This window comes from uncultured Bradyrhizobium sp. (assembly GCF_964252615.1).
Classification (GTDB): Bacteria; Pseudomonadota; Alphaproteobacteria; order Rhizobiales; family Xanthobacteraceae; genus Bradyrhizobium.
Window position 1 is genome coordinate 13665 of sequence record NZ_CAXUNQ010000044.1, and the last position, 23444, is coordinate 37108.

Annotated in this window: 28 protein-coding genes, 1 tRNA gene and 1 pseudogene; 3 read left to right on the plus strand and 27 right to left on the minus strand. The window is 57.8% G+C overall.

Going from position 1 to position 23444, the window contains the following annotated elements:
• Positions 1-2: 2 nt before the first annotated feature.
• The 20 genes from ACFE72_RS18760 to ACFE72_RS18855 all read right to left on the minus strand — a co-directional run bounded on the left by ACFE72_RS18760 (position 3) and on the right by ACFE72_RS18855 (position 15294).
• Entirely contained in the window at positions 3-2399 is a 2397-nt protein-coding gene (locus tag ACFE72_RS18760) for a hypothetical protein (RefSeq protein WP_375414623.1), read from the minus strand.
• A complete protein-coding gene (locus ACFE72_RS18765) occupies positions 2399-2548 on the minus strand; it encodes a hypothetical protein (protein WP_375414624.1) in 150 nt (49 codons plus the stop codon). The genes ACFE72_RS18760 and ACFE72_RS18765 overlap by 1 nt, the downstream gene beginning before the upstream one ends.
• A gap of 35 nt (positions 2549-2583) precedes the next feature.
• Positions 2584-3009, minus strand: coding sequence for a gene transfer agent family protein (locus ACFE72_RS18770; protein WP_375414625.1), 426 nt, complete (start codon positions 3007-3009; stop codon positions 2584-2586).
• Entirely contained in the window at positions 3006-3389 is a 384-nt protein-coding gene (locus ACFE72_RS18775) for a hypothetical protein (RefSeq protein ID WP_375414626.1), read from the minus strand. The genes ACFE72_RS18770 and ACFE72_RS18775 overlap by 4 nt, the downstream gene beginning before the upstream one ends.
• A gap of 2 nt (positions 3390-3391) precedes the next feature.
• The gene (locus ACFE72_RS18780; RefSeq protein ID WP_375414627.1) at positions 3392-3829 is read right to left on the minus strand and encodes a phage tail tube protein; all 438 of its coding nucleotides are present in this window, start codon (positions 3827-3829) and stop codon (positions 3392-3394) included.
• A 65-nt stretch (positions 3830-3894) separates the two neighbouring features.
• A complete protein-coding gene (locus ACFE72_RS18785) occupies positions 3895-4299 on the minus strand; it encodes a DUF3168 domain-containing protein (protein WP_375414628.1) in 405 nt (134 codons plus the stop codon).
• On the minus strand, positions 4280-4465 hold the full coding sequence (locus ACFE72_RS18790; RefSeq protein WP_375414629.1) for a hypothetical protein: 186 nt from the start codon (positions 4463-4465) through the stop codon (positions 4280-4282). Before ACFE72_RS18790 ends, ACFE72_RS18785 begins: the two co-directional genes overlap by 20 nt.
• Positions 4462-4821: a head-tail adaptor protein gene (locus ACFE72_RS18795; RefSeq protein WP_375414630.1), complete on the minus strand. Its 360-nt coding sequence runs from the start codon at positions 4819-4821 to the stop codon at positions 4462-4464. Before ACFE72_RS18795 ends, ACFE72_RS18790 begins: the two co-directional genes overlap by 4 nt.
• Positions 4822-4825: 4 nt before the next feature.
• Positions 4826-5323, minus strand: a complete 498-nt coding sequence (locus tag ACFE72_RS18800; RefSeq protein ID WP_375414631.1) for a hypothetical protein — start codon at positions 5321-5323, stop codon at positions 4826-4828.
• Between the two features lie 36 nt (positions 5324-5359).
• The gene (locus ACFE72_RS18805; RefSeq protein ID WP_375414632.1) at positions 5360-5923 is read right to left on the minus strand and encodes a head-tail connector protein; all 564 of its coding nucleotides are present in this window, start codon (positions 5921-5923) and stop codon (positions 5360-5362) included.
• 3 nt (positions 5924-5926) lie between these two features.
• Positions 5927-6313, minus strand: coding sequence for a hypothetical protein (locus ACFE72_RS18810; RefSeq protein ID WP_375414633.1), 387 nt, complete (start codon positions 6311-6313; stop codon positions 5927-5929).
• A gap of 17 nt (positions 6314-6330) precedes the next feature.
• Positions 6331-7608, minus strand: a complete 1278-nt coding sequence (locus ACFE72_RS18815) for a phage major capsid protein (protein ID WP_375414634.1) — start codon at positions 7606-7608, stop codon at positions 6331-6333.
• A gap of 10 nt (positions 7609-7618) precedes the next feature.
• Entirely contained in the window at positions 7619-8536 is a 918-nt protein-coding gene (locus ACFE72_RS18820; RefSeq protein WP_375414635.1) for a head maturation protease, ClpP-related, read from the minus strand.
• Positions 8487-9770: a phage portal protein gene (locus ACFE72_RS18825; protein WP_375414636.1), complete on the minus strand. Its 1284-nt coding sequence runs from the start codon at positions 9768-9770 to the stop codon at positions 8487-8489. Before ACFE72_RS18825 ends, ACFE72_RS18820 begins: the two co-directional genes overlap by 50 nt.
• A gap of 9 nt (positions 9771-9779) precedes the next feature.
• Positions 9780-11276 carry a terminase large subunit gene (locus tag ACFE72_RS18830; protein ID WP_375414637.1) on the minus strand — a complete coding sequence of 499 codons (1497 nt, stop codon included), beginning with the start codon at positions 11274-11276 and terminating at the stop codon, positions 9780-9782.
• Positions 11277-11314: 38 nt separating this feature from the next.
• The gene (locus ACFE72_RS18835; protein WP_375414638.1) at positions 11315-11800 is read right to left on the minus strand and encodes a P27 family phage terminase small subunit; all 486 of its coding nucleotides are present in this window, start codon (positions 11798-11800) and stop codon (positions 11315-11317) included.
• 945 nt (positions 11801-12745) lie between these two features.
• Positions 12746-12821, minus strand: a tRNA-Thr gene (locus ACFE72_RS18840).
• A gap of 351 nt (positions 12822-13172) precedes the next feature.
• Complete coding sequence (locus ACFE72_RS18845) at positions 13173-13808, minus strand: transcription termination/antitermination protein NusG (RefSeq protein WP_375414639.1); 636 nt, start codon at positions 13806-13808, stop codon at positions 13173-13175.
• A 107-nt stretch (positions 13809-13915) separates the two neighbouring features.
• The gene (locus tag ACFE72_RS18850) at positions 13916-14152 is read right to left on the minus strand and encodes a hypothetical protein (RefSeq protein WP_375414640.1); all 237 of its coding nucleotides are present in this window, start codon (positions 14150-14152) and stop codon (positions 13916-13918) included.
• Positions 14153-14358: 206 nt separating this feature from the next.
• The gene (locus tag ACFE72_RS18855) at positions 14359-15294 is read right to left on the minus strand and encodes a hypothetical protein (RefSeq protein WP_375414641.1); all 936 of its coding nucleotides are present in this window, start codon (positions 15292-15294) and stop codon (positions 14359-14361) included.
• A gap of 140 nt (positions 15295-15434) precedes the next feature.
• On the opposite strand from ACFE72_RS18855, the gene ACFE72_RS18860 reads away from it, so the two are divergent.
• Together ACFE72_RS18860 and ACFE72_RS18865 are read left to right on the plus strand one after the other, a co-directional pair.
• Positions 15435-16247, plus strand: a complete 813-nt coding sequence (locus ACFE72_RS18860) for an HNH endonuclease (RefSeq protein ID WP_375414642.1) — start codon at positions 15435-15437, stop codon at positions 16245-16247.
• Positions 16248-16301: 54 nt separating this feature from the next.
• Positions 16302-16928 carry a hypothetical protein gene (locus ACFE72_RS18865; protein ID WP_375414643.1) on the plus strand — a complete coding sequence of 209 codons (627 nt, stop codon included), beginning with the start codon at positions 16302-16304 and terminating at the stop codon, positions 16926-16928.
• Between the two features lie 35 nt (positions 16929-16963).
• Here the strand turns inward: ACFE72_RS18865 and ACFE72_RS18870 are convergent, their stop codons facing one another.
• The gene (locus tag ACFE72_RS18870; RefSeq protein ID WP_375414644.1) at positions 16964-17167 is read right to left on the minus strand and encodes a hypothetical protein; all 204 of its coding nucleotides are present in this window, start codon (positions 17165-17167) and stop codon (positions 16964-16966) included.
• 228 nt (positions 17168-17395) lie between these two features.
• Between ACFE72_RS18870 and ACFE72_RS18875 the strand changes: the two genes are divergently transcribed.
• Positions 17396-17905, plus strand: a complete 510-nt coding sequence (locus ACFE72_RS18875; RefSeq protein WP_375414645.1) for a hypothetical protein — start codon at positions 17396-17398, stop codon at positions 17903-17905.
• Here ACFE72_RS18875 and ACFE72_RS18880 read toward each other — a convergent pair.
• From ACFE72_RS18880 to ACFE72_RS18905, 6 genes and pseudogenes are all read right to left on the minus strand, one after another.
• Complete coding sequence (locus ACFE72_RS18880) at positions 17881-18717, minus strand: ParB/RepB/Spo0J family partition protein (RefSeq protein WP_375414646.1); 837 nt, start codon at positions 18715-18717, stop codon at positions 17881-17883. The genes ACFE72_RS18875 and ACFE72_RS18880 overlap by 25 nt on opposite strands.
• Positions 18718-18748: 31 nt before the next feature.
• On the minus strand, positions 18749-19822 hold the full coding sequence (locus tag ACFE72_RS18885; protein WP_375414647.1) for a DNA-methyltransferase: 1074 nt from the start codon (positions 19820-19822) through the stop codon (positions 18749-18751).
• Positions 19819-21210: an SNF2-related protein gene (locus tag ACFE72_RS18890; protein ID WP_375414648.1), complete on the minus strand. Its 1392-nt coding sequence runs from the start codon at positions 21208-21210 to the stop codon at positions 19819-19821. The genes ACFE72_RS18885 and ACFE72_RS18890 overlap by 4 nt, the downstream gene beginning before the upstream one ends.
• A complete protein-coding gene (locus ACFE72_RS18895) occupies positions 21207-22307 on the minus strand; it encodes a hypothetical protein (RefSeq protein ID WP_375414649.1) in 1101 nt (366 codons plus the stop codon). The genes ACFE72_RS18890 and ACFE72_RS18895 overlap by 4 nt, the downstream gene beginning before the upstream one ends.
• Complete coding sequence (locus tag ACFE72_RS18900) at positions 22304-22663, minus strand: hypothetical protein (RefSeq protein WP_375414650.1); 360 nt, start codon at positions 22661-22663, stop codon at positions 22304-22306. The genes ACFE72_RS18895 and ACFE72_RS18900 overlap by 4 nt, the downstream gene beginning before the upstream one ends.
• 346 nt (positions 22664-23009) lie before the next feature.
• Positions 23010-23303, minus strand: a pseudogene (locus ACFE72_RS18905) (helix-turn-helix domain-containing protein); the annotation flags it as partial.
• Positions 23304-23444 lie beyond the last annotated feature (141 nt).

Sequence of the window (23444 nt, forward strand, 5' to 3'; positions counted from 1 at the left end):
GGTCACCATCTCTTGCTGCCGCGAGCCGCGACGATCGCGCGGACGCGCGGCTCGAATTCTGCCTGTTGCTGGGCCATGACCTGCGCGAGCTTCGATACTGCGGCGACGTCGGCGCCCCGGGCATCAATCTGCGGTGCAAAGCTGACATTCATCCCCCCGCCCCCAATGCTGCGGACAATATCGTTTGGGATGATCTGATCGCCGCGACCGATCTTTCTTAACTCCGGCCCGTTCTCACCAACTATGGACCATCCGCCTGGCGCGTAATCAGTACCCGAGGCGAACGCCGGATAGGAAAGCCCGCCCAGCGACCCTGTTCCTAAGCTCACACCCGCAGCGTCGTATCCGCCCGACGTAACTCCGAACGCCCCAGAGATCCCGCCAAAGATTCCGCCTAAACCACCCTGCAGCCCGCGCATCAACGGACCAACGATCAGAAGCTTAACAATCGCCTCTTCGATCGCGCGGATGACAACCTTGCTGAAGTCTTTGAACGCCTGCCCCGCCGTCTTGGTCCCGTCGATCACGTCCACAAGACTTGTGGTAAGGTTCGTAGATATCGTGTTAGCGATTTCCTTGGTGGCTTCATTGACTCGTATTGCTGCGGCGTATGTGCTGCTCAGGGCCGCCGGGATGTCCGACCCGTAGATTCCCTTGAGCTGCTGTGCGATGGCAACGTCCGACTGGGAAAGAAATGCCGTGCCACGGTCGAACTTGATTTGCGACTCGACCTGCTTTTTAGCGTAGGCGGCGGCGGCGCGCTCAACCGCATCCGCTTCCGCGTTAATGCGCTTGCGCTGCTCTTCGGAGATTGCGGCCCCTTCCTTGCCCGCAGCCGTATTGGCGCGCTTGGCAGCCTCCTCAAGCTGAGCGACCGTTTTAGCCCGCGCCTGAGCCGCTGCAGTCCCATCGATCGCTTTCGCCTCTGCTTCAAGCGTTGCGGTGTGCTTGCGCGAGGCGTCAATGGCGACATCCAGCGGATCGCGCTCTTCGCTCGCTGTTTTCTTGAGCGTAGGAGCGGCACCCGTGCCGCGAGAGGCAGTCGCAGGCTTTTCAGGTCCGAAAACCCGCCCTTCAAGAGCATCGATCTTACGCTGCAAGTCCTCTTCACGCTGACGAAGGCTTTGGTCGATGGATGGCTGGCCCAAAAACGAGCGAACCGTATCAGCGCCAGGTATCCGCGGAATACCACCTAAGCCGGTTCCGCTCCTGCGCGCATCCTGAACCGCCGCCAGTTCGCCCTTCAGGGATTCCAGGCTTGACCCGCTCAGCTTATTCGTGAACTCGACAGCCTTCGCAATAAGGTCGACGACGTCAGCCCAATATCCCTTGATCGTCAGTATCACGCTCGCAAGATCGTCCCAGGTCGGCTTGAGCGATCGCGACAAGCGATCCTGCGAAAGCTTGAGCTGATCATCAACAGCTTTCGCCCGGTTAACCAACGAGTCCGCAAATATGCCATCTTGAGAAGCCTTAAGCTTCTCCATGGTATCAAGAATGCCTTCGGCTGAGGCTTTACCCTGCCGAATACGATCTACGAACTGTGCTCCGAAGAACTTCTCACCCAATTCCAGCGATTGCAGATGCTGTCCGACTTTGTCCAATTCGACCATGGACTGCAGGATCGCTTTGACCTTTTCATCTTGCGTTTGCGCGTCACGGAACAGCACCAGGCCCTGAAGCTGTTTGCCGCTCGACTTTTCCAATTCTGCGTTGAATACGCGCAACGCCAGCTCAGTATCGTTTACCCGCTCGCCGGCAACTTCCCACTTAGCCAGATCGATCGGCGATTTTTCCTTGGAAGCATTGAAGGCATTCGAAAGGGCTGTATCAAGTTCGTCGACGGTGACCTTCAGCTTGCGCGATTCGCCTTCGAACAACTGGAGGAATTGGGGGGTGACGGTAAGGTTTGCAGCCTTATCCGCGACCGCCACCATGGCCGTGATCTGCTCGCGCGCAGCCCCTACCGCGTCACTGACGAGATGCAAGGCCTCGTAAACAGCAAACGCGCGCAACGCCAGCGGCGCCATGGCTTGCGCCAATCCTGTTACAGCGGGAATACCGACGGCCGTGAATGCCTGGAAGCTCCCCTTGATGGCAGGCCCACCAAGAACGCTCCCAACCTTCAGCCCAGCCTCAACCGTTTCTTTGGTCGCGGCTTGCGTGAAGGCCTGAATTTGAGGCTTGACCTTCGCAAACTCGTCGCCGACGAACTTGGTCGCGCTGGTTATAGCCGGCCTGAACTGATCCGAATTTGCGACCAACTTCAACTGCGTTTTGGCAAATTGCTTCACCAGGAAGTCTGTCGTCGAAGACGTTAGCGACTTGGCATCATTGATGCTCTTCTCGAAGCTTTGGGTATCTAGCCCGAGAGGAACGCGAAGCGCTGGTACGGCCATTAATTCACCGAATGCAGAATGTTGTGGACGGACAGCAGAGCATCGAACTCATTGCCGCTCATTGCTTCCGGCTTATCTTCGTTCGCGTACGCTTCGTTTCGACCATCGATGTACGCAACAATCTCCCAAACCGTCCAATCTTCGAGCATGCGGAGATCGACTTCCAGTTTGGCTGCAATCTTGATTATTTCGGAGCGTCGGAGGCGTCCGTCGTCGTGGTAGAGCCGGTTTCTGGCGCCTCCGCCGGCTCCCCTTTTCCCGCATCGTCACTGCTCTTTCCGACGGGATCGTCGGGCACTCCGAACATGACGACTTTAACGACCTCATATGCAACCAGAACTGAATGGGCGAGACCTTGCCGATTTTCGTCGACATGGTTCTTGACCGCGGTCATCGCCCTGTCCGGCGCCATGCCGCCGCCGATCAAGCCCAGGCGAATGGTTTCGCGAACGTCGTTCAATCCCCAAGTTCCGCTTTCGAGGCGCGCCATGATCACAGCGAACGGCGCCTTGCATTTTTCCTCCAAGTCGAGGATCAGTCCGACCTTTGCCAAGCAAAACTGGTCTTCCCCGTTCGCCCATATGATGGCGCGCGTTCCGGTTGCGCTCATTTAATTGCCTTTTCGATTGCGCCCTCAATCCGTTCACGAATACCCGCGGCGCGCTCCCGATAGGTCGACCAAAAGAACGAGCGCGCGGGCTGCTTGCGGGTTCCAAACTCAAAATTCAGGGCGTGGTCGTCACCCTTGACCGTTGTGGTTTCGCCGCCGGCAAGAACCACGAACTGCGCCTCGCTCGCGCCCGGCTCGACCCTGCAAGACGCCTCAAGATCGCCGGTCTCTTCTGGAGGCTTCTCCAGAGACCGAAGTCGGGATAGCTGGGCGGCTGACAGATCGTATGCCTCACCTTTCACGACGTCCGAAAGCTGACTCCTGACCTTTTTCGAAAGCCCGTCGAACCACTTCTGAAGATCGTCGTCGGGTCTACTCACGGCTAGCTGGCCGCCACCCAAGTCACGGCATCGGCGTTGACAAGCGAAATATCCGCGGTGACTTTGCCGCTTTGCGCGCCTCCGAACTTCAGCGAACTGAGAATGAACTGCCCTGACCAATGACCCAGCGCAGCATCGTCGAGTTTGATCTGGACGTTTTTCGCCTGCCCGCTCATGAACCAGTCGTTCCAAACGTTGAACGACCCGACAGCCATTACTCCAGACCCACTGACGGCCGCTGACAATCCTGTAATGTCTTTCGATTCCCAAGACGGCGCGTCCGGATTATCGCAATCCGGAATAAGCGTTGTCGCTGTCGCAGCCGACAGATCGAACGAACGCGTCGTCAATCCGCAGGGCTGAGAGAACACCTCAGGAGAAGCGCCGTTCCCGATCAAGATCAGGAGCTTCGTACCGCGCAACACGACCGGCTGTGCCATTGCATTTCCCTTTCATAGAGATGCGCGCCGCTCAAGCGGCGTAAAAAGCGCCGACGGCGCGGGATTTAGGAGGGCTGAAGGAGCGAACGGAATATCAGCGAAACGCGGCGCGTTATGCCGTCGGGATCGCGTAGCGGCTGATAGTTTTGGAGCTCAAAAAGAATGACGTTGAAGCCGGGGACCGTCAGAGGTTTGTCATCAAGCGCCGCGACGATGGCCCCTGCGATCCTTTTTGCTTCCGGGTATCCGCCTTTTTGCGACCACACGTCGACAATTGGGAAGGCCTCGACACCGTCGATACAATCGGCCTTGTCCGGAACAACTTGGCAGTCTCCGATGACAATGTAAGGATACTTCGCGGCGGTCGGAGGCTTGTCGTAGACGCGCCCGGATACTTCTGGGGGAAGCGCCCCTTCGACCTTCAAAGCCGCTTCCAGCGCGACCTGTAGATCATTGCTCGGGTCGATCATCTTTGCCGCGCGTGTTCGTCTTGATAATTGTGCCGGCCTTTGCGTCCAGGATCGCGTTCGCCGCAGCTTCAGGCACCCGATGATAGGTCAGGCCGCCGACGTATTGAATGACGGTGTGCCGGGCGACCCTGTAAGAAAAATCGCGCGTCATTGCGACCGTCTTCAAGCCGCGCTCCCGGACTGGCAAAGAATTTCGAACCATGCGCCACCATCGTCAGGATCGGCAATCGACCGGATGTTGTAGACCGTCTGCTCGTCGGGATTTGCCGATGAGCGCACATCACGCGCCCGCCAGTCCGTGCCGATCAAGACGGTTTTCGAACTCTGCCGGATCGTGACAATGATCGGTTGCTGACCGGCTAGCCGGGCCGCCGTGACGGCTTCGCCGCCGAATTTTGCTTGGACCTTTGCAGAGACGACAAACTGCTCTTCGAAGTCGCCCTCGGTATTTCCTGCCCCGTCATCGATCAACGCGCGGCGATCAAAGGCGATACGATGTCGCAGTTCGCCGGCCGTGGTCACGACACTACGCCGACGCTGCGATAATCTTCACGCGATAACCGGCCGAGGCCCCGGTGGCGTTTGCCACTTTCAACAGGTCACCTGTCCCCGCCGTGACGGTCCAGCCCACTGCGCTGGAAATAACGAAGCGGTCATCCGGCCCGAGAACGATGGCATCGGTAATGTCGTTGAATGGACCTTTGAACCCGTTCGACGCTGCGCCGCCGATCGTAAGGTTCGTGGTGTTCGTTTTGTCGGCATGAATCTCAATGGCCTTGACTTTCACCGCCGCGATCACCACGCCGAACGAGTCTGTCAGGGTGCCGGTGAGGTCCAGGTTCTCCGACGTGTTCGACGCCAGCGTGCGCTTGTCGGAGAACGCGATGTCCGCCGCGCCTGGCCCGGTCCCGCTCGCCAGCAGAAAGTCTTCCGTCGGAGGAATGTCGTCGACGATGGATCGCCCGCCCACGGACTTCGTGTAGTGACCGCTGATCGAGCATTTGACGGTGGTGGTGAGGGACATTTGAAGTGCTCCTTTTGAGGGCCCGGTGTAAGAAAGTCAGAACTCGCGGAATCGATAGGTACTCAAGAGCGCGTCGATCGCGCTTTGATATTTTTGCCGATCAACGTCGTCGTATTGCATTTCGACATGCAACTTGATCGCACTCTGGAAATTTCCGATGCGCGGATCATCATTCTCAAAGCCTGCCCAGCAGTTAATCCGCATGAAACTTGCCGGACGCGGCCACGCGTAAGATGGACCGAGGATCAAGCGTGGAATCGCGGTAGAGGCACGGTCGACGCGATACGAGGCGGATGAGAATACCTGATCGACCCCGGCGCTATTCTGATATTTGACGACGACGGGATGATCGCCGTCTAAAAGGATCGGTCCCGGGAGATCGACATTTCGGGCAGGAAAGCAGTCGTAAACGAACTCGATCTGTTGAAGCGCTACCGGGCGTCGAAGCCATCCGATATCCGGATCCTCGAAGCCGGCCTGCGCCGCGGCAACGAGCGATTCGATCTCATCGTCGTCGTCATCATGGTCCACCCGAAGATGTGCCTTCATTTCCTCAAGGGAAACAGCCGGCTCTTCGGGTGGCGTGACGACGACGTACACTGATTAACCCTTCTTGCGATGCTCGGCCGGCGGATCGTTGACCGTCATGCCCTGCTCTTCCAGATTGCGGCGGACCGCTTCATGGCTGGAGATAGTCGGGTCGTTGAAATCGATCCGGTTGCTGTCCGGACTCGTTCCCTGGCGCGGATTGGCGTCAACGGCCGGATGCGTAAGATCGATGCGATCCGCAATTTCCGGTTCCTGCAAGGCGCCGGACGCTTCCGGTTTGGTGGCTGGGGACAGCGCATCGAGCTTGTCGCCATCCGATGCTTGGGCAGCGGAGCCGCCCGGTTTCATTCCGCTCGCTGTGCCACCGGGTACTTTGGCTTTGGTCATGCTGTTCTCCTGTTTGAGATGGAATTGTGAGGCCGGGCGCTCCCGCCCGGCCATTTAATCGGTCGAAGGCATCAGGCCGAAACGACCAGCGCGCGCATCGGCTCCGGATTGTAGACGCCGCCGCCGACCCGCTTGACCGTGTAGAAGTGCACGTAGGGCTTGTCGGTGAAGGGGTCGCGCAGCACCGAGATGCCGATGCGATCGACGACCAGATACGTCGCTTCCATGTCGCCATACAGCGCGACGACATTGCCGGCTCCGACCACAGGCATGTCGGGCAATTCGACAATCGGCGCACCGGCCAATGTGGCGGGCTGGCCCGCAACATAGGTCGGCTGCCACAGGTAATTACCCTGACCGTCCTTCAGCTTGCGGGCGGCCCCGAGCGACAGCCGGTTGATATACAGTTTTGCATTGGCGGCGAACTCGCCAGGCAGGCTGTACATGAGGTCGATAAAGCCATCCCCGGTCAGCGCCGCGGCGGCGCCGGTATTGACCGTTGCGATGGCGCCCCACGGATGCCGCGCGGCATTTGCCGCACCGGTGACGAAGGTGAGGACACCATACGGCTTGTTGGTGCCGTTGCCGGACAGAAAGGCGACGCCTTCCTGTTTGGAGAACTCGCCCTCGACCTCGTTGGAAAGCCACTGCTCCAGGTCGATTGCCGCATCGTCGAGCAACTGCTGCGAGATGGCGGGATTCGCATAGAGCTCGCCCGGCGTGAAATCCAGCGAGCCCAGGCCGGGCGTGGTGGTGGTCGGACGCGCAGCGGTCTCACCTACCCAGCCCGAGCCGACGGCGCGGTCGTTGAACAGCTTTTTGAAGCCGGCCACCGAAATCGACTGCACACGCGCATTCGCCCGGATCGCCGAAACACGCTTCAGCTTGTTGGTGATGGTGCGGTCCCATTCGATCGGCGCAAGGTAGCCGCCGTTCGCATCGGTATCCTTCTGCAACGCGGCCGATACCTTGTCCCGACGCATCCACGCCTTGAAGGCGTTGACGTACTCCGGATCGGTCGGCGGCAGATCGCCGATCTGATCGCCGGGGCGAACCTGCGCCGCCGCGATCTTCACGGCCATATCGTCCATGGCCTTGACCGTGGCTTCCGCTTTGGTTTGAAGATCGGCGACGACCGCGTTGATGCGGTCCACCTTCTCGTCGAGAACGACGTCGGCCTTCTTGCTCAGCTTCTCGTCGTTTGCGGCCTTGAAGTCCTCGAACGACTTCTGCAGAGCGGCGAGAACGGCTTTCGGATCCGACGCGTCCATGCGAATGCTGCCGGCCGCAATGGCGCGCGGCAAAGCGGTACTGCCCGCCAGAAGGGCGGTGCGGGAAACATGCTTCATGTTGGTTTTCCTAAACGGAGAGGGACTGTGACAGACTGGCGGCAAGGCCAATCCAGCTAAGGTCGACAGCGCCTGGCGTGTCGGTATCGCGGGCAGCGCCTGGCGTGCCCTTGATCTTGTTGATGCGCGCACGGGCGTCGGTGCGGGACTGGCCACCCGCCACCAGCGACAATTCCATTGCGCGCAAATCGTTGATCTGACGGTCGTGAGACTGTGCAGACTTGTCCGTCGTCAGCTTGTCGGCGGAAAGCAGCGCGTCCGCGAAGCCCCGCTCGATGGCCTGAGAGCCGGACATGTAAGTTTCGGCATCCATCCATTTCGCGATCAATTTGGTTTCCTGACCGGTTCGCGCCGCGTAGAGGTCAACCATGGCTTGATCGAACGGCTCCAGAAACTCGGCGACCTCCTCAAGGTCGTTCCGGTTTCCGACAGCGATGACCCAGCAATTATGGATCATGACGAACGACGCGGCGCCGATTTGGATTTCGTCGCCAGCCATGGCGATAATGGAAGCCGCCGACGCCGCCATCCCCATGATCTTGACCGTGATCGGCTGGGGATGCTCGCGAAGCACGTTATAAATCGCAATCCCCTCGAACATATCCCCGCCCGGAGAATTGATCTGAACTTCGACAGGACGCGGCCCGATGGCGCGCAGTGCGGCCGAAACCGTTTTTGCCGTGATCCCGCCGCCCGACCAGAAGTCTTCACCGATCACGTCGAACATTGTGATGACGTTGTCATCGCGCTCGACGGCCCGAATGCCAGCGGCATCCCTTGCCCATTTGTCGAACACCTTCGGGTCGGTCAGGGCCTGTACGTCACGCGACGCCGGCATCGGCAACGCGCCGGGCCGCTCTTTCGCAAAAACCTTGAACTTATGGTTTCGCATTGCCGCTCTCGTTGTCGTTGAGTGGAGGTCCGCCATTGTGACCCATCATCTGGTTGGACAAGCTGTCGCCGTCTGGATGCGACGGCATGTCGAGAAAATCCCGCGCCTCGTTTGCCGTAAAGATCGGCTGCTGGCCGCCCGCGCCCATCATCTTCGCGAGGAAATCGCCCTGCTCTGCCATCGAGCCGCGGAGCAGCGCACCGGCATTGAACTTGACGATGTACTTTTCCTGATCGTCGTCGCTAAGAAGCGTTCGCTCGATCGCTTGCTGCCACGCTTCGAACCAGGGGTTAAGTCCATACCGAACGAAAAACTGGCCGAGGACGCCGATGCCTGATCCCCAACTCGTTTCGTCGACCATCAACAACGGCCGCGGAATGCCGAACACTCGCGCGATCTCTTCAACCTGCCGCGCACGCGTTTCGTTCGATTGGGCATCTCGGGCAGACGACGAATGTTGCTTGTACTCAACACCCTCTTCCAGAAACGGAGTCTTGCCGGCGTTGTCCGCGCCTGAATAGCGCGCCTGCCAGGAGTCCCTCATTCTGTTCAAGGCCTGCTCGCTGATTTTGGCGTCTTTCGGCGCATTCAGCGTGCCATCGATGAAGCTGCCGTTTCTGAAGTACCGGGCAATCGCAAGATCGGCCGCAAGCGCCAACCCGATTGCCTCTTTCGCCTGATCTACGAGGCAAATTCCATTGATCCCATCGTAAGTGATGCCGCGAAGATGCAGGATATCTCTGGATTTGTACGGAATTCGCCCGGCTTTTGGACGATCGTACCAATAGGTTACGGACCAATCGTTGTTCTGAACGGGCTCGACGCGGCACGATTCCAGCGGAATCAGCTCCACAATCCTGTCGCCGTTGCGAATTACCAGCGCAAATCCGCCTCTCTTTTCAGTCAGCGCCTGCATCTGTAGGAAGCTTCTGAAGTCGAAGGCGGACTGAAAACTGTTTGGACGCCGATGCAACAACCGAAACAGCGGGTGTTTTGTCGCTTTTTCCTTCGTCGCCGCATCGATCAAATGCATCGGCAGCATACCGATGGAGTTGGAAATCAGGGAGACCGACCGCAGTACCGCGGTATTGCAAAGAACGCTGCGACGGTTAACCGAAACGCCCGATTTTGTCGCCGATCCGTCCCGCATGAATTGGAGAAGGTACGGATCATCGAGGGAGTCGAACATGATGCCGCCGATGTCGGCACGCGGTTCGATTCTTTGCGATGCTTGTTCGGGCTGGCTGCGGAAGAAATCGAGTAATCCCATCCGGCCCGCCTAAAACATGATGATGCCGCGCTCTTCGTACACGGACGGCCGAACACTGTTGAGGTCGCGCGATTTCAGCCCGCACATCATCGTAAGCGCGACTGCAGGATCAATGCGAAACCGGGCCTTGTCTTTGTCTAGTTTGCGGTTGCCCGCAGGGTCCATGGTTGCGACCGCATTACCCATCGCCCAAGTCAGTACGGGATTCGAGGGGTGCACCAAGTTCCGCCCAAGAACGTCGAGCTCCAGAGCGTCAATTGCCGGCGCCATATCCTTGAAGCCCTGACCCCAGGGAATGAGGCGAAGACCGGAGCCTTGCTTCTCGTTGCCCTTGTCTTCCCACGCTTCAAGACCGACTCGGTCGAACTCGCGAAGCAGGTCCGCAATGCGCCAGCGGTCGTAAGCCAGTCCCAAGACCGTGTAGGTATTAAACAGTTCGGCAATCTTTCGGGCCACTACCGCGGGATCAATCGAGCGCCCCGGTGAGACGAGCAGATGCCCGGCCTTGTGCCACTCGCCATACCGATTGTTGCCCGAGCCGAAATCACGGTCACTGTGGTCGCGAAGCAGTTCTTCCGGTTTCCATATGAACGGTCGAACCTTCGTCTCGTCCCCCGCGCTGCCCATGATAAGCGCCGAGAGATCCACGATGGCCGACATATCGAGCGCGAGATAGACCTCTTCCTTCTCGACAAATTCCACTTGACCGGCGCAAGCCGTCCATTCCTTACGGGAGATCAGCGAAGAGATCGGCGCAACACGCTGGTTCAGGTACAGATTACGGAATTTCGGCTCCTCAGCCGGCATCCGTTCGGCTTTGTCGGCGATCGCCTTCAGATCGGCGAGCGATCGGAAGTCACCTAGGGCCGGGTTCGCTTTTTTCCAGACGCGCGGATCGAAGACGTCCTTGCAATCTTCGGGAACTTCGTAGAGGTGGCAGACGATGCGCGGGTCCTTTGCGCCCGCACCGTCATCGATTAGCTTCGACAGAATATGTTCAGGATCGTTCGACTGCGTAGAAATGACCACAAACAACGGTTCAGAACGAGCACCCATCGAAGTATCGAGAACATCGTATAGGTCTCGGCTCTTGGCCTGAGCGAGTTCGTCGAAGATGACGAACGTCGGGTTTAAGCCGTGCTTGGTTCCCGCCTCTGCAGAGATTGCCCGATAGAACGAACCGTTGGCGTAGCAGACGAGCGTCTTAGTTGACGGAATGATCCGAATGATTTCCGAGAGTTCGGAATCAGCCTCGACGAACTGTCGGGCAACCTTGAAGACCTGGGCGGCTTGCTCCCGATCGTTGGCCGCCGAGTAGATTTCTCCGTTGCGCTCAGCTTCCGGTCCGACCAAGTGGACCAGCACCAGCGCTGCGATCAGGGCGGTCTTGCCGTTCTTTCTGGCGATCGACAGGATCGCGCGGCGCACACGGCGTAACAGCCGCCCGTTTACCCAATTGTGCGGCTCATAGATCGCCCGGACAAACTTCTTCTGCCACTCGCGCAACCTGAATTTTCCGCCCTGCCCTTCTCCAGACGGAACCGTTAGCTGCTCAATGAACGCGACAACCCTGTCTGCCCGATCAGGCCGGCGAACTTGCTTTTGCGCTGTTTTGCGCCGGGCAGTTTGAGCGCGGCGCGGCTTTTCGGATCGAGTCCGAGCCGGTCGCCGAGGCTCGCCATTAGCATCGCCTGCTTGTTTAGGATTGCCAGCCATGGACTTTGCGCCTCAGCGCCATTGTCTCCCACGGTGATGACGTGTTCGAACGCAGGGTCATTGATTTTGTGCGCCGCAAGCTTATGCAGCGCCCAAGATGTTGCGAATGCCGAGAGGATGAAACTGTCGAGAGCGGAGTAGACGGTCGAAGGCATCGAAGCCTTGATGCACTCGATGCAACCGCGGGCGTCATCAGACAGATGTTCCGGGATGAACGGTTCGCCGAGCGCTTCGATTCCGCTTTCCTCGATGACGCGCTTTGTGGGGTTCCCGTCGAGGCGTTCGATGTCTGGTAACTTCTTACGGCGACCCAATGGACCCCCCTATGCGGATTTAGCGGAATTTAACGCGAGACTGCCATGCCGGTCTCAACTCCCTAAGACTCAGAGTTTTTGACCGCCCCCCTATGACGGCCATCCGTCCGGTCCTACTGCTTGTCTGGCCCTACCACCGCGCTCGATGCGCTGCTCATCCACGTTGTGACAGTCGTCGCACGACGAAGCGAGGATGGACGCCTTGAAGAATAGTCCAGGATCACCTCGATGCGGCGAAGTATGGTGAGCCACGGTCGCCGCACGCACTATCCCACGCTCCCTACAACGCTTGCAGAGCGGTTCTTTTGCTAGCTGCGCTAACCTCAATGCCTTCCATTGTGGCGTGTTGTAGAGCGCTCTCCATGGCTTCTCTTTGCGACGTCGAGCGTCGTATTCCCTGTTCCGCTCTCTTCGTTCCAGTGGTTTAGGCAATAGCTCCGCCCTTTAATCCACGTCTGGGCCGCGCAATGAGGTCACGGCGGGCGGATGTTGGTTATGCAAGTTTGATGTGCCGTACGTTGAGTGAGCCACGCTTTAGCTTCGTCCTATCGAACCAGAACACCTCTGCACGAGAGCCTGTCACACGCTCTAACGTCACCTTCTTGCCATCGAAGCGATCGATAACGACATCGCCCGCACGGAATAGCCTCAGCCCGAAAGTATTGATGAGCAACCTACGAAACATTCGAATCTCCGAATTAGCCATCACATACAGGTGCCACATACTCGCTCGGCACCGTATCTTCCGGGTCCGTATGATCCATTCTCAAATCACACGCGCCGCCTGATATGGCCTGTGCCGCTGCGAAGAATGCCTGCTCTGCGGTCAATCCCTTGCGGATGCGACCAGCCTGGATACGCGCCTTCCCGCCGTCCTTTGGTGCTGGTGTGGGGAATGGCAGAACCGTTGCGGTCATCTTTGCTTGCTCTTTCTGCAACGAGTATTGGAGCCCAAAGCCGGACTTGAACCAGCGACCCGTTGTTTACAAAACAGCCGCTCTACCAACTGAGCTATTCGGGCAAATCAGTTTTAGGCTTCCGCGCTCGAATGAGCTTCGCCGCTACTTTCCATGCCGCGCGATATACCGTGTTGCCTGCGCGGTTTTCGAGGTCGCTCGCTGCGGCCTCAAGGGCTTCGCGGACAGCGTCCTGATCATCTGGGTGGGCTGTCGCCGTCATGTTGCCATGAACCATGCGCAGCGCCCACCACTGTGTATGCGGTGGGATGTCCCGAACCCGGGGTTAAACGACCGACAGGAATTCAACCTGCTAAGCGATCGATCAATCTCGTCTGGCGATTCGGAGATGGTTTGCCAGCCGAACGCAATAGCCGGTAAATGATTTGTTTCCATCGCGATATTAAAACTTTCCGTTATTCACAAAGGTTGTGGATTTTCGAGTGCGGCACGATGATCTTGGCGTTGGCCCGTAATAGTTCGACTCGCGACGAGCCGCGTTGCCTCACCATCACGCCGACCCACCTCTCACCAGTCGGCCCATCGATACGGACTTGCTTGCCTGCTTCGAATTCAACCTCTGGCTTGCCTGCTATTCTGTCTGCCTCGTCCGTTGCCCGCTTCGCCATTAACGCCTGATGTCTCACGAAGGCGGCCTCATCTTCGGCCCTTAGTCGCTCAATGTCGGCGCCGCTCAGACCTGCCGGAACCATGTCGCCGTGCCGGTCCGCCACTTTCATGAAGCCGCGGACACCACGCACGGCTTTAACGCCCTCAAAGTCCCATTTCCTATATTCGAAACGTACAAAGTTATAGCCTGGTATCATCGCCTTGGCTCGGTCCTCATACACACGACGTCCGTTTTTGGTCCTGTTCGTTCGTTGTGGTCGGTGCTCCGCGGGACAAAATGACTCGTAGCCACGAACGTTCAGCGCAATCGATACTTGAATTTCAACGTTCGGCTCACACAACACGATATGCCAACCCGAATTTATGATCGGACGCTCTGACGGCTTCGGCTTTGCATCGATCAGCGTTTGCAGTTCCTGCACGTCCCGTATCCTTCAATTAAACCCTGTGATGCATGATTTTAGCCGGATAAGTTGGCCGGGGTCATTACACAGATCGCAGTTCACTCGCCTCATGATCGATCCCACCGTCAATCCGGATTCTTCCGCACCGGCCAACGCCGCATTTCATCTGCAAGCGCGAACGCCTCGTTGACCTTGTCGTTTCCGCAGCCGAGTGAACGAGCATGGATTGCCCATTTCTCGACAAGATCGGCTGAAAGCGAATCTTGTGCGCGCAGGATGAATACGGGTTCGGCCGGATGTGCTTTCCCCAAACAGCCTTCGCCTCGATTTGCCTTTTCGATCTCTTCTGCTGCAAGTGCCATTTTCTCTCTCCTCTAATGCGAAGCCTGGATCGACCCGGCATCATCGTCTGTTTTTAGATAGAGCACGCCGTGGTATCACCGCCACTCGGCGCGTCCAGATTTATGCTCCCACAGTTCCTCAATACGAGTCCGAAACCAGCGGCATACGATGCGCCGGCGTCCCGTCGACCGCCATCCTTCAATAATTTTGTAAGGCGCATCAGGCATTAGGCCGCATCCTCCTCAGAGGTTGGAGGGAGTTTTTCTCCGGTTGCTTCGTCGTAGCCGTCGGGTACGCGAGACGGTCGCCACCAGCCGCGGCGGATGCCGCCTTCGTGCCGACTGTCCGTGACTGGCGACCCGCGCCCCGTGGTTTCGCGCAGATACCGGTCCCAGCAGGCCCATTCCAGCGTACCTTCGACAATGAACTCGCCGGGCGGAACGATCTGCAGATTTTCCGGCGCCGCCTTGGCGTGCGCGTCCCTCACGGGACCCTCGAAGTAATCCAGCGTAGCAGGCTTCGTGCCACGTTTCAGCACGGTCTCGACCGCGACCAGCACCGTCCCGGCCGCTACGCCATCCGCCAACCATTGGCGGCATCGTTCGAGGTTGGGAATTTTTACCCCTCGGGAGACGAAATGCGCGCTGACGCCAGCCTGAAGCGCGGCGACCTTCCTTTTCAATTCCTCATCAATGGGCGCGCAGGCGTCTGCTCTGCTCTGCTCTGTTTCTGAATCTGCTCTGCTCTGCTCTGGGGGTGTTTCATTGGCCGTTTCTGAAACGTTTCCTCCGGTGTTACTTGTAACGTTTCCTGAAACGTTTCCGTTCGCTTCGGGCGAAACGCTCCTTTTTTTGTTTCGATGTTTCTGAACGCGTTCCGTGGAACGGTCGGACTGAAACTGTCGGCTATCCCAATTGTGCGGCCGGAACACTCCTTCATCGTTATCCATTAGTTTTGCGGCGACCAGTTGCGTGATCCACGCCGCCACTTCCGCTTTCTTGATCCGGAGCCGGAGGGCGATATCCTCGGCAGGCGGAAGCGTGCCGCCGTTCGCCGAGGCGACGCATTGCAGCGTGTACCAGGCACGAAACATCTTGTCCGAAAGCTTCAGAAGCTTCGGATGGTCGATCGACCCGTCATATGCGCGCCACCAGCGTGTCATTTCAGATCTTCCGCGCCTCAGTCTCTATGGCTTGGGCTGCTGCGGTTCCCCGATCCGCCACAAGTGCCCGTACCGAGCCTGGACATGGCGCGGCGGCCAGCGCAAAATCTGTCGCGTTTTGTTGCGTATCGGGGGTCGCGGTGAGTTGGGGTTTTGAGAAGGGCCGGCTTTACAACCGGCGAAGGGACATTCACGCCCGTTTCGGCGGACAAATGCAGGGCGGAATTATTACGCCTCAGCGATTCCGCGTCGTCATCATCGTGACCGGAGAAGTCGGCCTCGGGCATGGCTATGCCGATCGAGAGCGTCCGGATGGCGTCTTTGAATACTTCGGCGAAGGTCAGGTCGGCGATATGACCATGCAACGCGGAAATGCGGCGATTGCCGGTCATTCTTCCGAAGGAAAGAGTTTGCTTTTGTTTCGTGATACTCGCGACGGACTGCAATTTGTCGATGAAATGGTGTTCGAAACATACCACATCGAACGTGCGCTTGACCGCAAAGGCGCGCAGCGCAACGCTATCGTGTTTGAGCTCCGGCCGATCTCTGCAATCGCCGAGCAAGTAGACGCCCAGCCGGTAGAGGCCGCGCCACTCGACGAATTGCTTCGAAGGGCCATGGCCGCCGCGGGGGCGCCGCCACCTGGTCGCGTAGCGGGATTTCGTAACGTTTATCAGCGAAGTGCCGACGTTCGAAACTACGTTCTCGCGCGCGCCGCGGGTCACTGCGAAGGGTGTAAGGCCCCGGCCCCATTTCCCCGCAAGGATGGCACACCATATCTGGAGCCGCACCACTTGCGGCGTGTGAGCGACGGCGGTCCTGACCATCCTCAATTTGTCATCGCCCTTTGTCCGAACTGCCATCGCCGGGTACATGCCGGTCAGGACGGTGAAGATTATAATTCGACCCTTGGGAGCGGCATGGCTGATATAGAACCGAATGTTTCGGTTTAACCTCCGGGTCGCCCCGCCCTCGACAAACGATGGATGGAGCGGCAGCATATCCTTATGAACCAGCGCTACGACCTGCTCGCTATTGCCCTGCTCTTTTTCACAACCATTCTGACCATTTGGTTGGTAACGGGGCCTATGAATTTTGCGTTGAAGGAGTGGCAGCCTTTGATGGCCTCTTTGATCGCGTTTATAGCGGGAACTTACGCCTATAAGGGTGCGATGGCTAAGGTCAATTATGACCGAGATCGCGAGTTGCGCGACCTTGCCCGAAAGCGCCTCGGTTTGTACCTTCGCCTCCGCTACGCCTCGGAAAAACTTGTCGTCGAAACGCGTAATGTGCGGATGGCCGTTGGGTTTAACATATCGGCAGGAACCAGAAAAACCGGTGTCTATGCTATTAAGATAGCCGAAAAATCGGAGTTTAATGAAAGTTGGGAGAACCTGGACCTTTTCCCAGTCTCGATCAGCGTCCACATCGACGCAATAAGGACTAAACTCCCGCGTGCCATTGAAATGTTGGCCAGCTTCCCAGATACGACGACTTTCGAAGTTCCCGCCACAGGCCCCCGGTACAACGACCCCGTCTACAGGTATGCGAACCTGTGTGGGCAAATCGAGGACGTTGCGGCAACGTTGATCAAGTCCCTTGACGCTCAGATTGGAAATATGAACCTCGACTGAGCGCGGGTCGCCCCAGCTATGGCGGGGTGAGGTGGTCATGAATTGCCACCGACCTTGTGAAGCGCCTCTGACGCATCCATGATCATTGCCGCCGCAGCGAGCTTTTCGTCAGGATTGCCCCACACAGTCCCGATTTTGCGGCCGTTCGCATCTAGCAAGTAGACGAGCCCTTTGCTCTCGTGCTGGCCCACGGGAGCGTTGGTCGAATATGACCATGGAAGCGGGGGAAGATGTTTCACGACGCCCTCCCCGCCCGCAACGCCGCGGCGCGAGCTAAATCACGCTCAATGGCCTCTGCGGCCTCGCCTGATAGCGAATGATAATTGGCCCGGGCTTGGGCGCGGAGCGCATCAAAGCTGTCACGCCTGATCGTCAGGCTCATTCGGACGCTACTTTCGGCGCATCCTACGGTGCTGCCTTGGCGACGCGAGGCCATGTATGTCTTGTTGCTCATGCGACACCAACAAATGCTGCGTTTGTTTCGTGTGAAACAGTCATTCGCAACCTCGACCCACTTTGCCGTTGTCGCGGTCGTTGACGAATTCCTTCCACGGCCGCCAGCCAGCCGGGCAGTGGAATCCCCATGTCCGGATGGTTGGACCCGTAAGAAACAGCGACCAGCACGGTCCGTCCGTCAGCTCGACGCGATGTGCGTAGGACGCCGCCCGAAACTTGAAGTCTCCGGCAGAGTATTCCCGCTTTCGGTTCACTCCGCCTGCGGCGATGGTGTGCTCCGTGTATTTGCCGTCGAGCAGGATCGAACAATTCAGCCACGGATGATCGTGCAGCGCCCTATCATCGTCCGACCGAAGGAACTGGTGCAGATAGATATTGAAGAAACGATTGCGCGGTATCACCCACCATCGGCGCATATACGGCTGCTCCGAACCTCCGATCAGGAAGTCGGGCGGGCGCGAGTCCGCGATACGTTTGAAAAATTGAAAAACCTGTTTCATCTATTCGCCGCTGCCCTGTGACCGGCTTCCGAGCCGTTCGGTTGCTTCTTGAGAACCCCGATTTTCTCCAATGTGTCGCGCGCCATTTCCGCCGCGTCCTCGTCTCCGTCGGTCGCGATCTTCTGAAGGGTTGCGAGCATCAGCTTGATGTGAGGAACTGTGGCCTGGAATTCCCCGGTCGACGCCTTGATGTGAGCCGTGGTGACGCGGGTCTTTCCTTCGCTGTTGGCCTGGCGCTTGGCGTTGGCAAGGGTTTCGCCGGCCTTGTCGCCGTGCTTGCGGACGACTTCGCGCGCGGTCGAAGGCGAGACCTCGCCGCTACGCACCATGCTCTTTACGTCTTCGGGCGCGGAAAGCAGCGCAAGATAATTGTCAACGGTTTGTGTCGATCCCCAGCCACATCGCTCCGCGATCTTCGCGTTGTCCCATCCGAATGCGATCAAACGCTTTATGCCCGCCGCGACTTCAATAGCCTTGAGCGGGTCCTGCGAATTGGAAACGATCAGATCGGCGCAGCGATCATCTTCGCTCGTCCCCTTCGCTTCCGCGATACAAGGAACGGTCTTGATCTCCGCGCCGCCTTCGATCGCAAGCAATGCCGCGGCGAGTCTGCGATGGCCAGCGACAACGAATGGCTGATCGCCCTTCAGGCGCACCGTCAACGGTTGCTGCACGCCGATGGACGCGATCGACCGCGCCAATTCGCGCAGTTTCTCCTGCGCTTCTGGCGTGGACAGGTCGCGGATATTGTAGCCCGGATCGACCTTGATTCTTCGCGGGTCGAACATCAAAAGATCGCGCTTGCCTTCCGCCAGGTCGCGTAACTGGGTCATAATCGGCTCCTAAAATGTGACTTTGAAATCGTCATTCGGCGGCCTCCTGCGCTTCGATCATGGCGAATAAATCGACTTGCGATGCTGGGATATCTTTGCGCAGTTGCGTTGTGGGGCGAGGCGGAGCGTTTCCTACCCCGGGAATTGCCGTTATCAACGCACGTTCGCAATTCTGTACCGCCTGGCGCCAATAAGAAGGCTTTAATTCCGCGCCAATCGCCCGCCGCCCCATCTGCAGGGCAACGTAGAGTTCGGAGCCGATGCCGGCGAACGGGCTAAAGACCGTATCGCCGGGATTGCTCCATAGTTCCATGCAACGACGTATGGGCGTGAGCTGCAGCGGCGCGATGTGCGCCTCATCAGCTTCTTCCCGCGCTTCCTTTCGGGACAGGACATCGCTATGAGCGATGTCCATCCATACCGGTTCGGCGTAGCGCTGCCACACGGCGATCGAATACCGTGCCTCGCCCGGGTATGCCGTACACGGCACCATTTCTTCTGCCACGGCGTCCCATTCGCGAGACGGAAGCGGATCATCTGGTGCCGCTTCGCTGCCATAATAGGCATCGAACTGGCCTGCGATGCGCTCGGGATTCTCGCCGGGCTTACGCATGGTGATGATGTAATCGGGGACTGCCATGCGCGAGATACTGGAATCTTTGCACACTTGCTTGTGCAGAAGTCCGATTGCCTTGGTCCGCTGCATTGCGGAGACGGGGTCTTTGCGGATCACAACTTCCGAGTGGTAGTAAAATCCTGCAGCCTGATGGGCCTTTATGATATCACCACGGAAGTCCCTCAATCCGATAAAGCCATCCCGGAGCTTGGAGGTAGGCAGATTCATACAGTGAATCGACACAAGCCTACCGGGTTTGGTGACGCGATAGCACTCTGCGATCAAGAACTGATAGTGCGCCCAAAACTCTTCATCTGTCCGGCAGTTGCTCATGTCGCGCGGATCGTCGCTGAAGGTATACAGCGAGATGAACGGAGGCGAATAGATCGTGTAATGGACAGACTCCTCTGGAAGCGAGCGCGCAACCAATACACAATCGCCGTTCCACAGATACCAGTCTTTACCCGATGCTTGATCGATCACGTTCATGCGACTGCCTTCAGCCAATCCGGAATGATGAGTTTGTTCTGGTGCGGAGCCGGCTCGCGAATGCCGCGAAGAGTCCGCGTCATGAGGGTGCGGGTGTGCTTTGACATTTCATCAGCCATGTAGTCCGCTGCGGACTCTTTTGCCGCGAGATTTTCAACTACGGCACCCTCCGCTGTCGATGCCACGAACCATACATTGACGGGTTGCGTCTGCCCGAAACGCCAGCAGCGGCGGATAGCCTGATAAAGTTGCTCGAAGCTGTCATTGAGACCGACGAAAATCATATCGGCGCAACGCTGGAAATTCATACCCCAGCCCGCGATGCTTGGCTTGCTCACGAGCACACGCACCGTGCCGTTAACGAAACCCATCAGACGCCGCATTTTCAAGTCTGGATGATCGGAACCCTTAACCTCGACGGCGTCGCAAATTGCCTTGGTCAGCATTTCGGATTCGGCATTCGTGTTGCACCATACGATCCACGGTCGATCAGGCATTGAGTTGACCAAAGCCGCAGCCTCACGGACGCGATCCGTCATGCTTTCTCGACGGGCTCGCAATCGCTCCGAAAGCGTTCTCGCCACGGGTAGACCGGATGGAACGGTGATGAATTCCTTGCGCAGCGGTGGGAGATCGTAGCCTAGCTCGTCATATCCGAGTTCGCGGGGGTGCCGCAGCATCACGGACCACGACGAAAGCCAACCCCAAAACTCTTGCTCGGCGTGGCCTTTCAAGCGCCATTCCGCAATAGGCTTGCTGCCGTGGTTGTTGACGTTGGTTGCCTTCATTGATCCGTCGTGGACGAACCAAGTGGCCAGCATTTCCTTCGCACTGCAGACGCCCAAGAACTCCGCGTGGTTGCCGAGTTCGACGTAATCGTTCGGTGCGGGAGTCGCGGTGCAGGGCAGCCGAAACGGAATATCCTTGGTGAAGTCGATCAGGGTTTTGCGGGTTTTGCTATCATGTGCCTTGATGATACTAGACTCGTCCAGAACGATCCCATCGAAATGCAGGCGATCGAAATTGTCGATCCGATCGTAGTTTGTGACGACGATGTCCGACTTGATTTCGTTCTGAGTTGCAGCATAGGCAACTGAATCTATATCGAACTTTTTTGCTTCCTGTACCGTTTGATGTGCGACCGCGAGCGGCGCAAGCACAAGCACGGGACGTTTCGTTTCCTTTTGTACTGCTTGCGCCCAGGATAATTGCTGAAACGTTTTACCGAGGCCCGTACCGGCGAACACTGCGCCACGACCGCGCTGTAGCGCCCATGTCACGATGTCGCGCTGGAATGGACGCAGTTGATGTGGAAGTTCTGAAACTGCAGAGATGCCCGCAGGAACCGCTTGGACCGATTTCCGTGCGATGAACTGATCGTAATTCATGCCGCAGCCGCCCTTCGGTTTGGCGAGGCACACGGCATAATTACGTTAGCAGCGTCGGGTTCCGTTGGGTCAATGATCCGGACCGGGTCTCTCTCTGTGCCTATATGGAGCTCTAACGTTTCGCCGCGGAAGGCTTTGAGTCCATCAAGAAGTTGGGTGGATCGTAGGCATACGAATTTACTTTCCGTCGCATCGCATTCGACCATCTCGACACCGTACGCCACGCCGACTACTGACATCGAAATCTCGCCGCCACCGGCTGAGATATCAATCAAGTCCGAACCACCTAAGCCTTCAATCGATCCTAGGCGGTTGAGGCATTCGATAAGTGAATCGCGATCAACGGTCACCGGAGTTGCGACACGCTGCGGAATCGTCTTCCGAAAATGAGATGGATAGATGGTGTCTATTATCTTCGAGCTATAGGTTTGGTTATTTGCAGCGATCGATATGATTCGATCTGAAATCGAAAGCTCCCCTGGACCCACCTTAAGTATTTCATCGGCTGTGGCGCGCGGAATTATCGCGCCCGCAAACCCTTTTGATGGAACATCAGTAGAGAACCTCATCAGGACAACGCCGGAGGTCCCTACCGAACAGAGGTGACCACCTTCATCATGCAAGAACATTCCATGGCAAACCGGACGCTCATCTCTAAGATTCAAGGCGGCGCGCGGGCGTTGAAAGAGTTGATCCAAGTCGCTTGCGGTGACCGTGGCGCGAAAGGTGGGGTCTGCCGTCAGTGCATCGGGCATATCTGCGGCATCAAGAATAGGAAGTTTGTAGCGCGACCGACTAGACTTAATGACGATGGTTTTATCGTCAATCTCAAATGAGGGTGCGGCCACCTTGGGTAACGCGCCGATTAGCCGAGCGAGAGGATCGGCCGGCACTGCACACGCGCCGGAACTGGCAATTTCAGCCTCAATGCTCGCGATGCTGGACGAATCCATGTCGTGGCCGAGTAACGTCAGCCGCCCAGATACAGTGCCGAACCTGATATGCTTCAATATCGCTATCGCACTCTTGTTGCGCGCCCGATCACACGGCCCGCGTAGCGCAGCCGATAGCTCCCCGGCATTCACGGTGAATTTCATGGCTGTCTCCCCACGGGATCGTGAAGTCGGAGGATTGCTCGGATGGCACTATCCGATTGCGGAACGTCATACCGCATCGGGCCAACACGCTCGCATTCATCCAGAAAACCATCGATTGCAACTTCGGCGTCGGGTCGTGCGGCCTCTTCTAATTCGTCAACCCGTCCTTGAAGTCCCAAAACCTTGTTTTCGGAAGCTTGCAGTCTGTCCTTCAATTTGTTGCGCTCTGATTCCAGAGCGTATATTTTTTCTCTAACCTCTTTGTTGCCACCCACGGCCTCACGCAGCGTTCTTATCTCCGCGTGACACGCCGTAACTGTATTAGGCAATCGCTCAAGTGCTGCTGTCGACGACATGCTCAGCCCTCCGCAAAATTCAAGTGACACGACCGCCACAACGGCGTTGGCGACCGATGCCGGTTATTGCTGATGCCGAAACCGATCCGGCGAATGAACTTGTCGCGCGAGCACGACATGAAAGCGCCGCCCCAGGCGCGCGGATCATGCGGCTTCGGAATTCCAGCCGCATAAGCAGCGGCTACACATTCCTCGCTGATGAACTGACGATGCGTTGCGCTGTAGGTGCGAATCCAGCCCTTCGCCCGTTCGCTCCATCGTGGATGGTTTTCATCTGCGTGAGATGTAACGCTGGCGATACCTGCATCCCGCTGTGCGAGGGCAGACGCCATTTCGAAGAGATTTGTCATGTGATCTGCCCTCTGATAAACTCGACTTCCTCGGACAGCGCGACATCCTTGGCGACCAGCGCCTCTATCTTGCGCACGGCGTGCAGCACGGTGGTGTGATCGCGTCCGCCGAAGCGGCGGCCGATCTCGGGCAGCGAGCGCAGTGTCAACGTTTTTGCCAGGTACATCGCGACCTGCCGCGGGCGAACCACGTCGGCGGTGCGGCGCGACGACAGCAGATCGGAGCGGCTCACATTGTACTGCCGGGCCACCACGCGCTGAATGTCCTCGATCTTCGGTTTAAGCGGTTCGCATTCTCCGACAATCTGGAACCAAGGCTCTTTGAACCTTTCCTTTTGGCGTTCTGCCCATTGAGCCGGAGTTTCGATCGGCTTTTCGGTTGCTTTGGCTGCAACCCCGATTTCTGCTCGCATGGATGTAGGTCTGGCAAT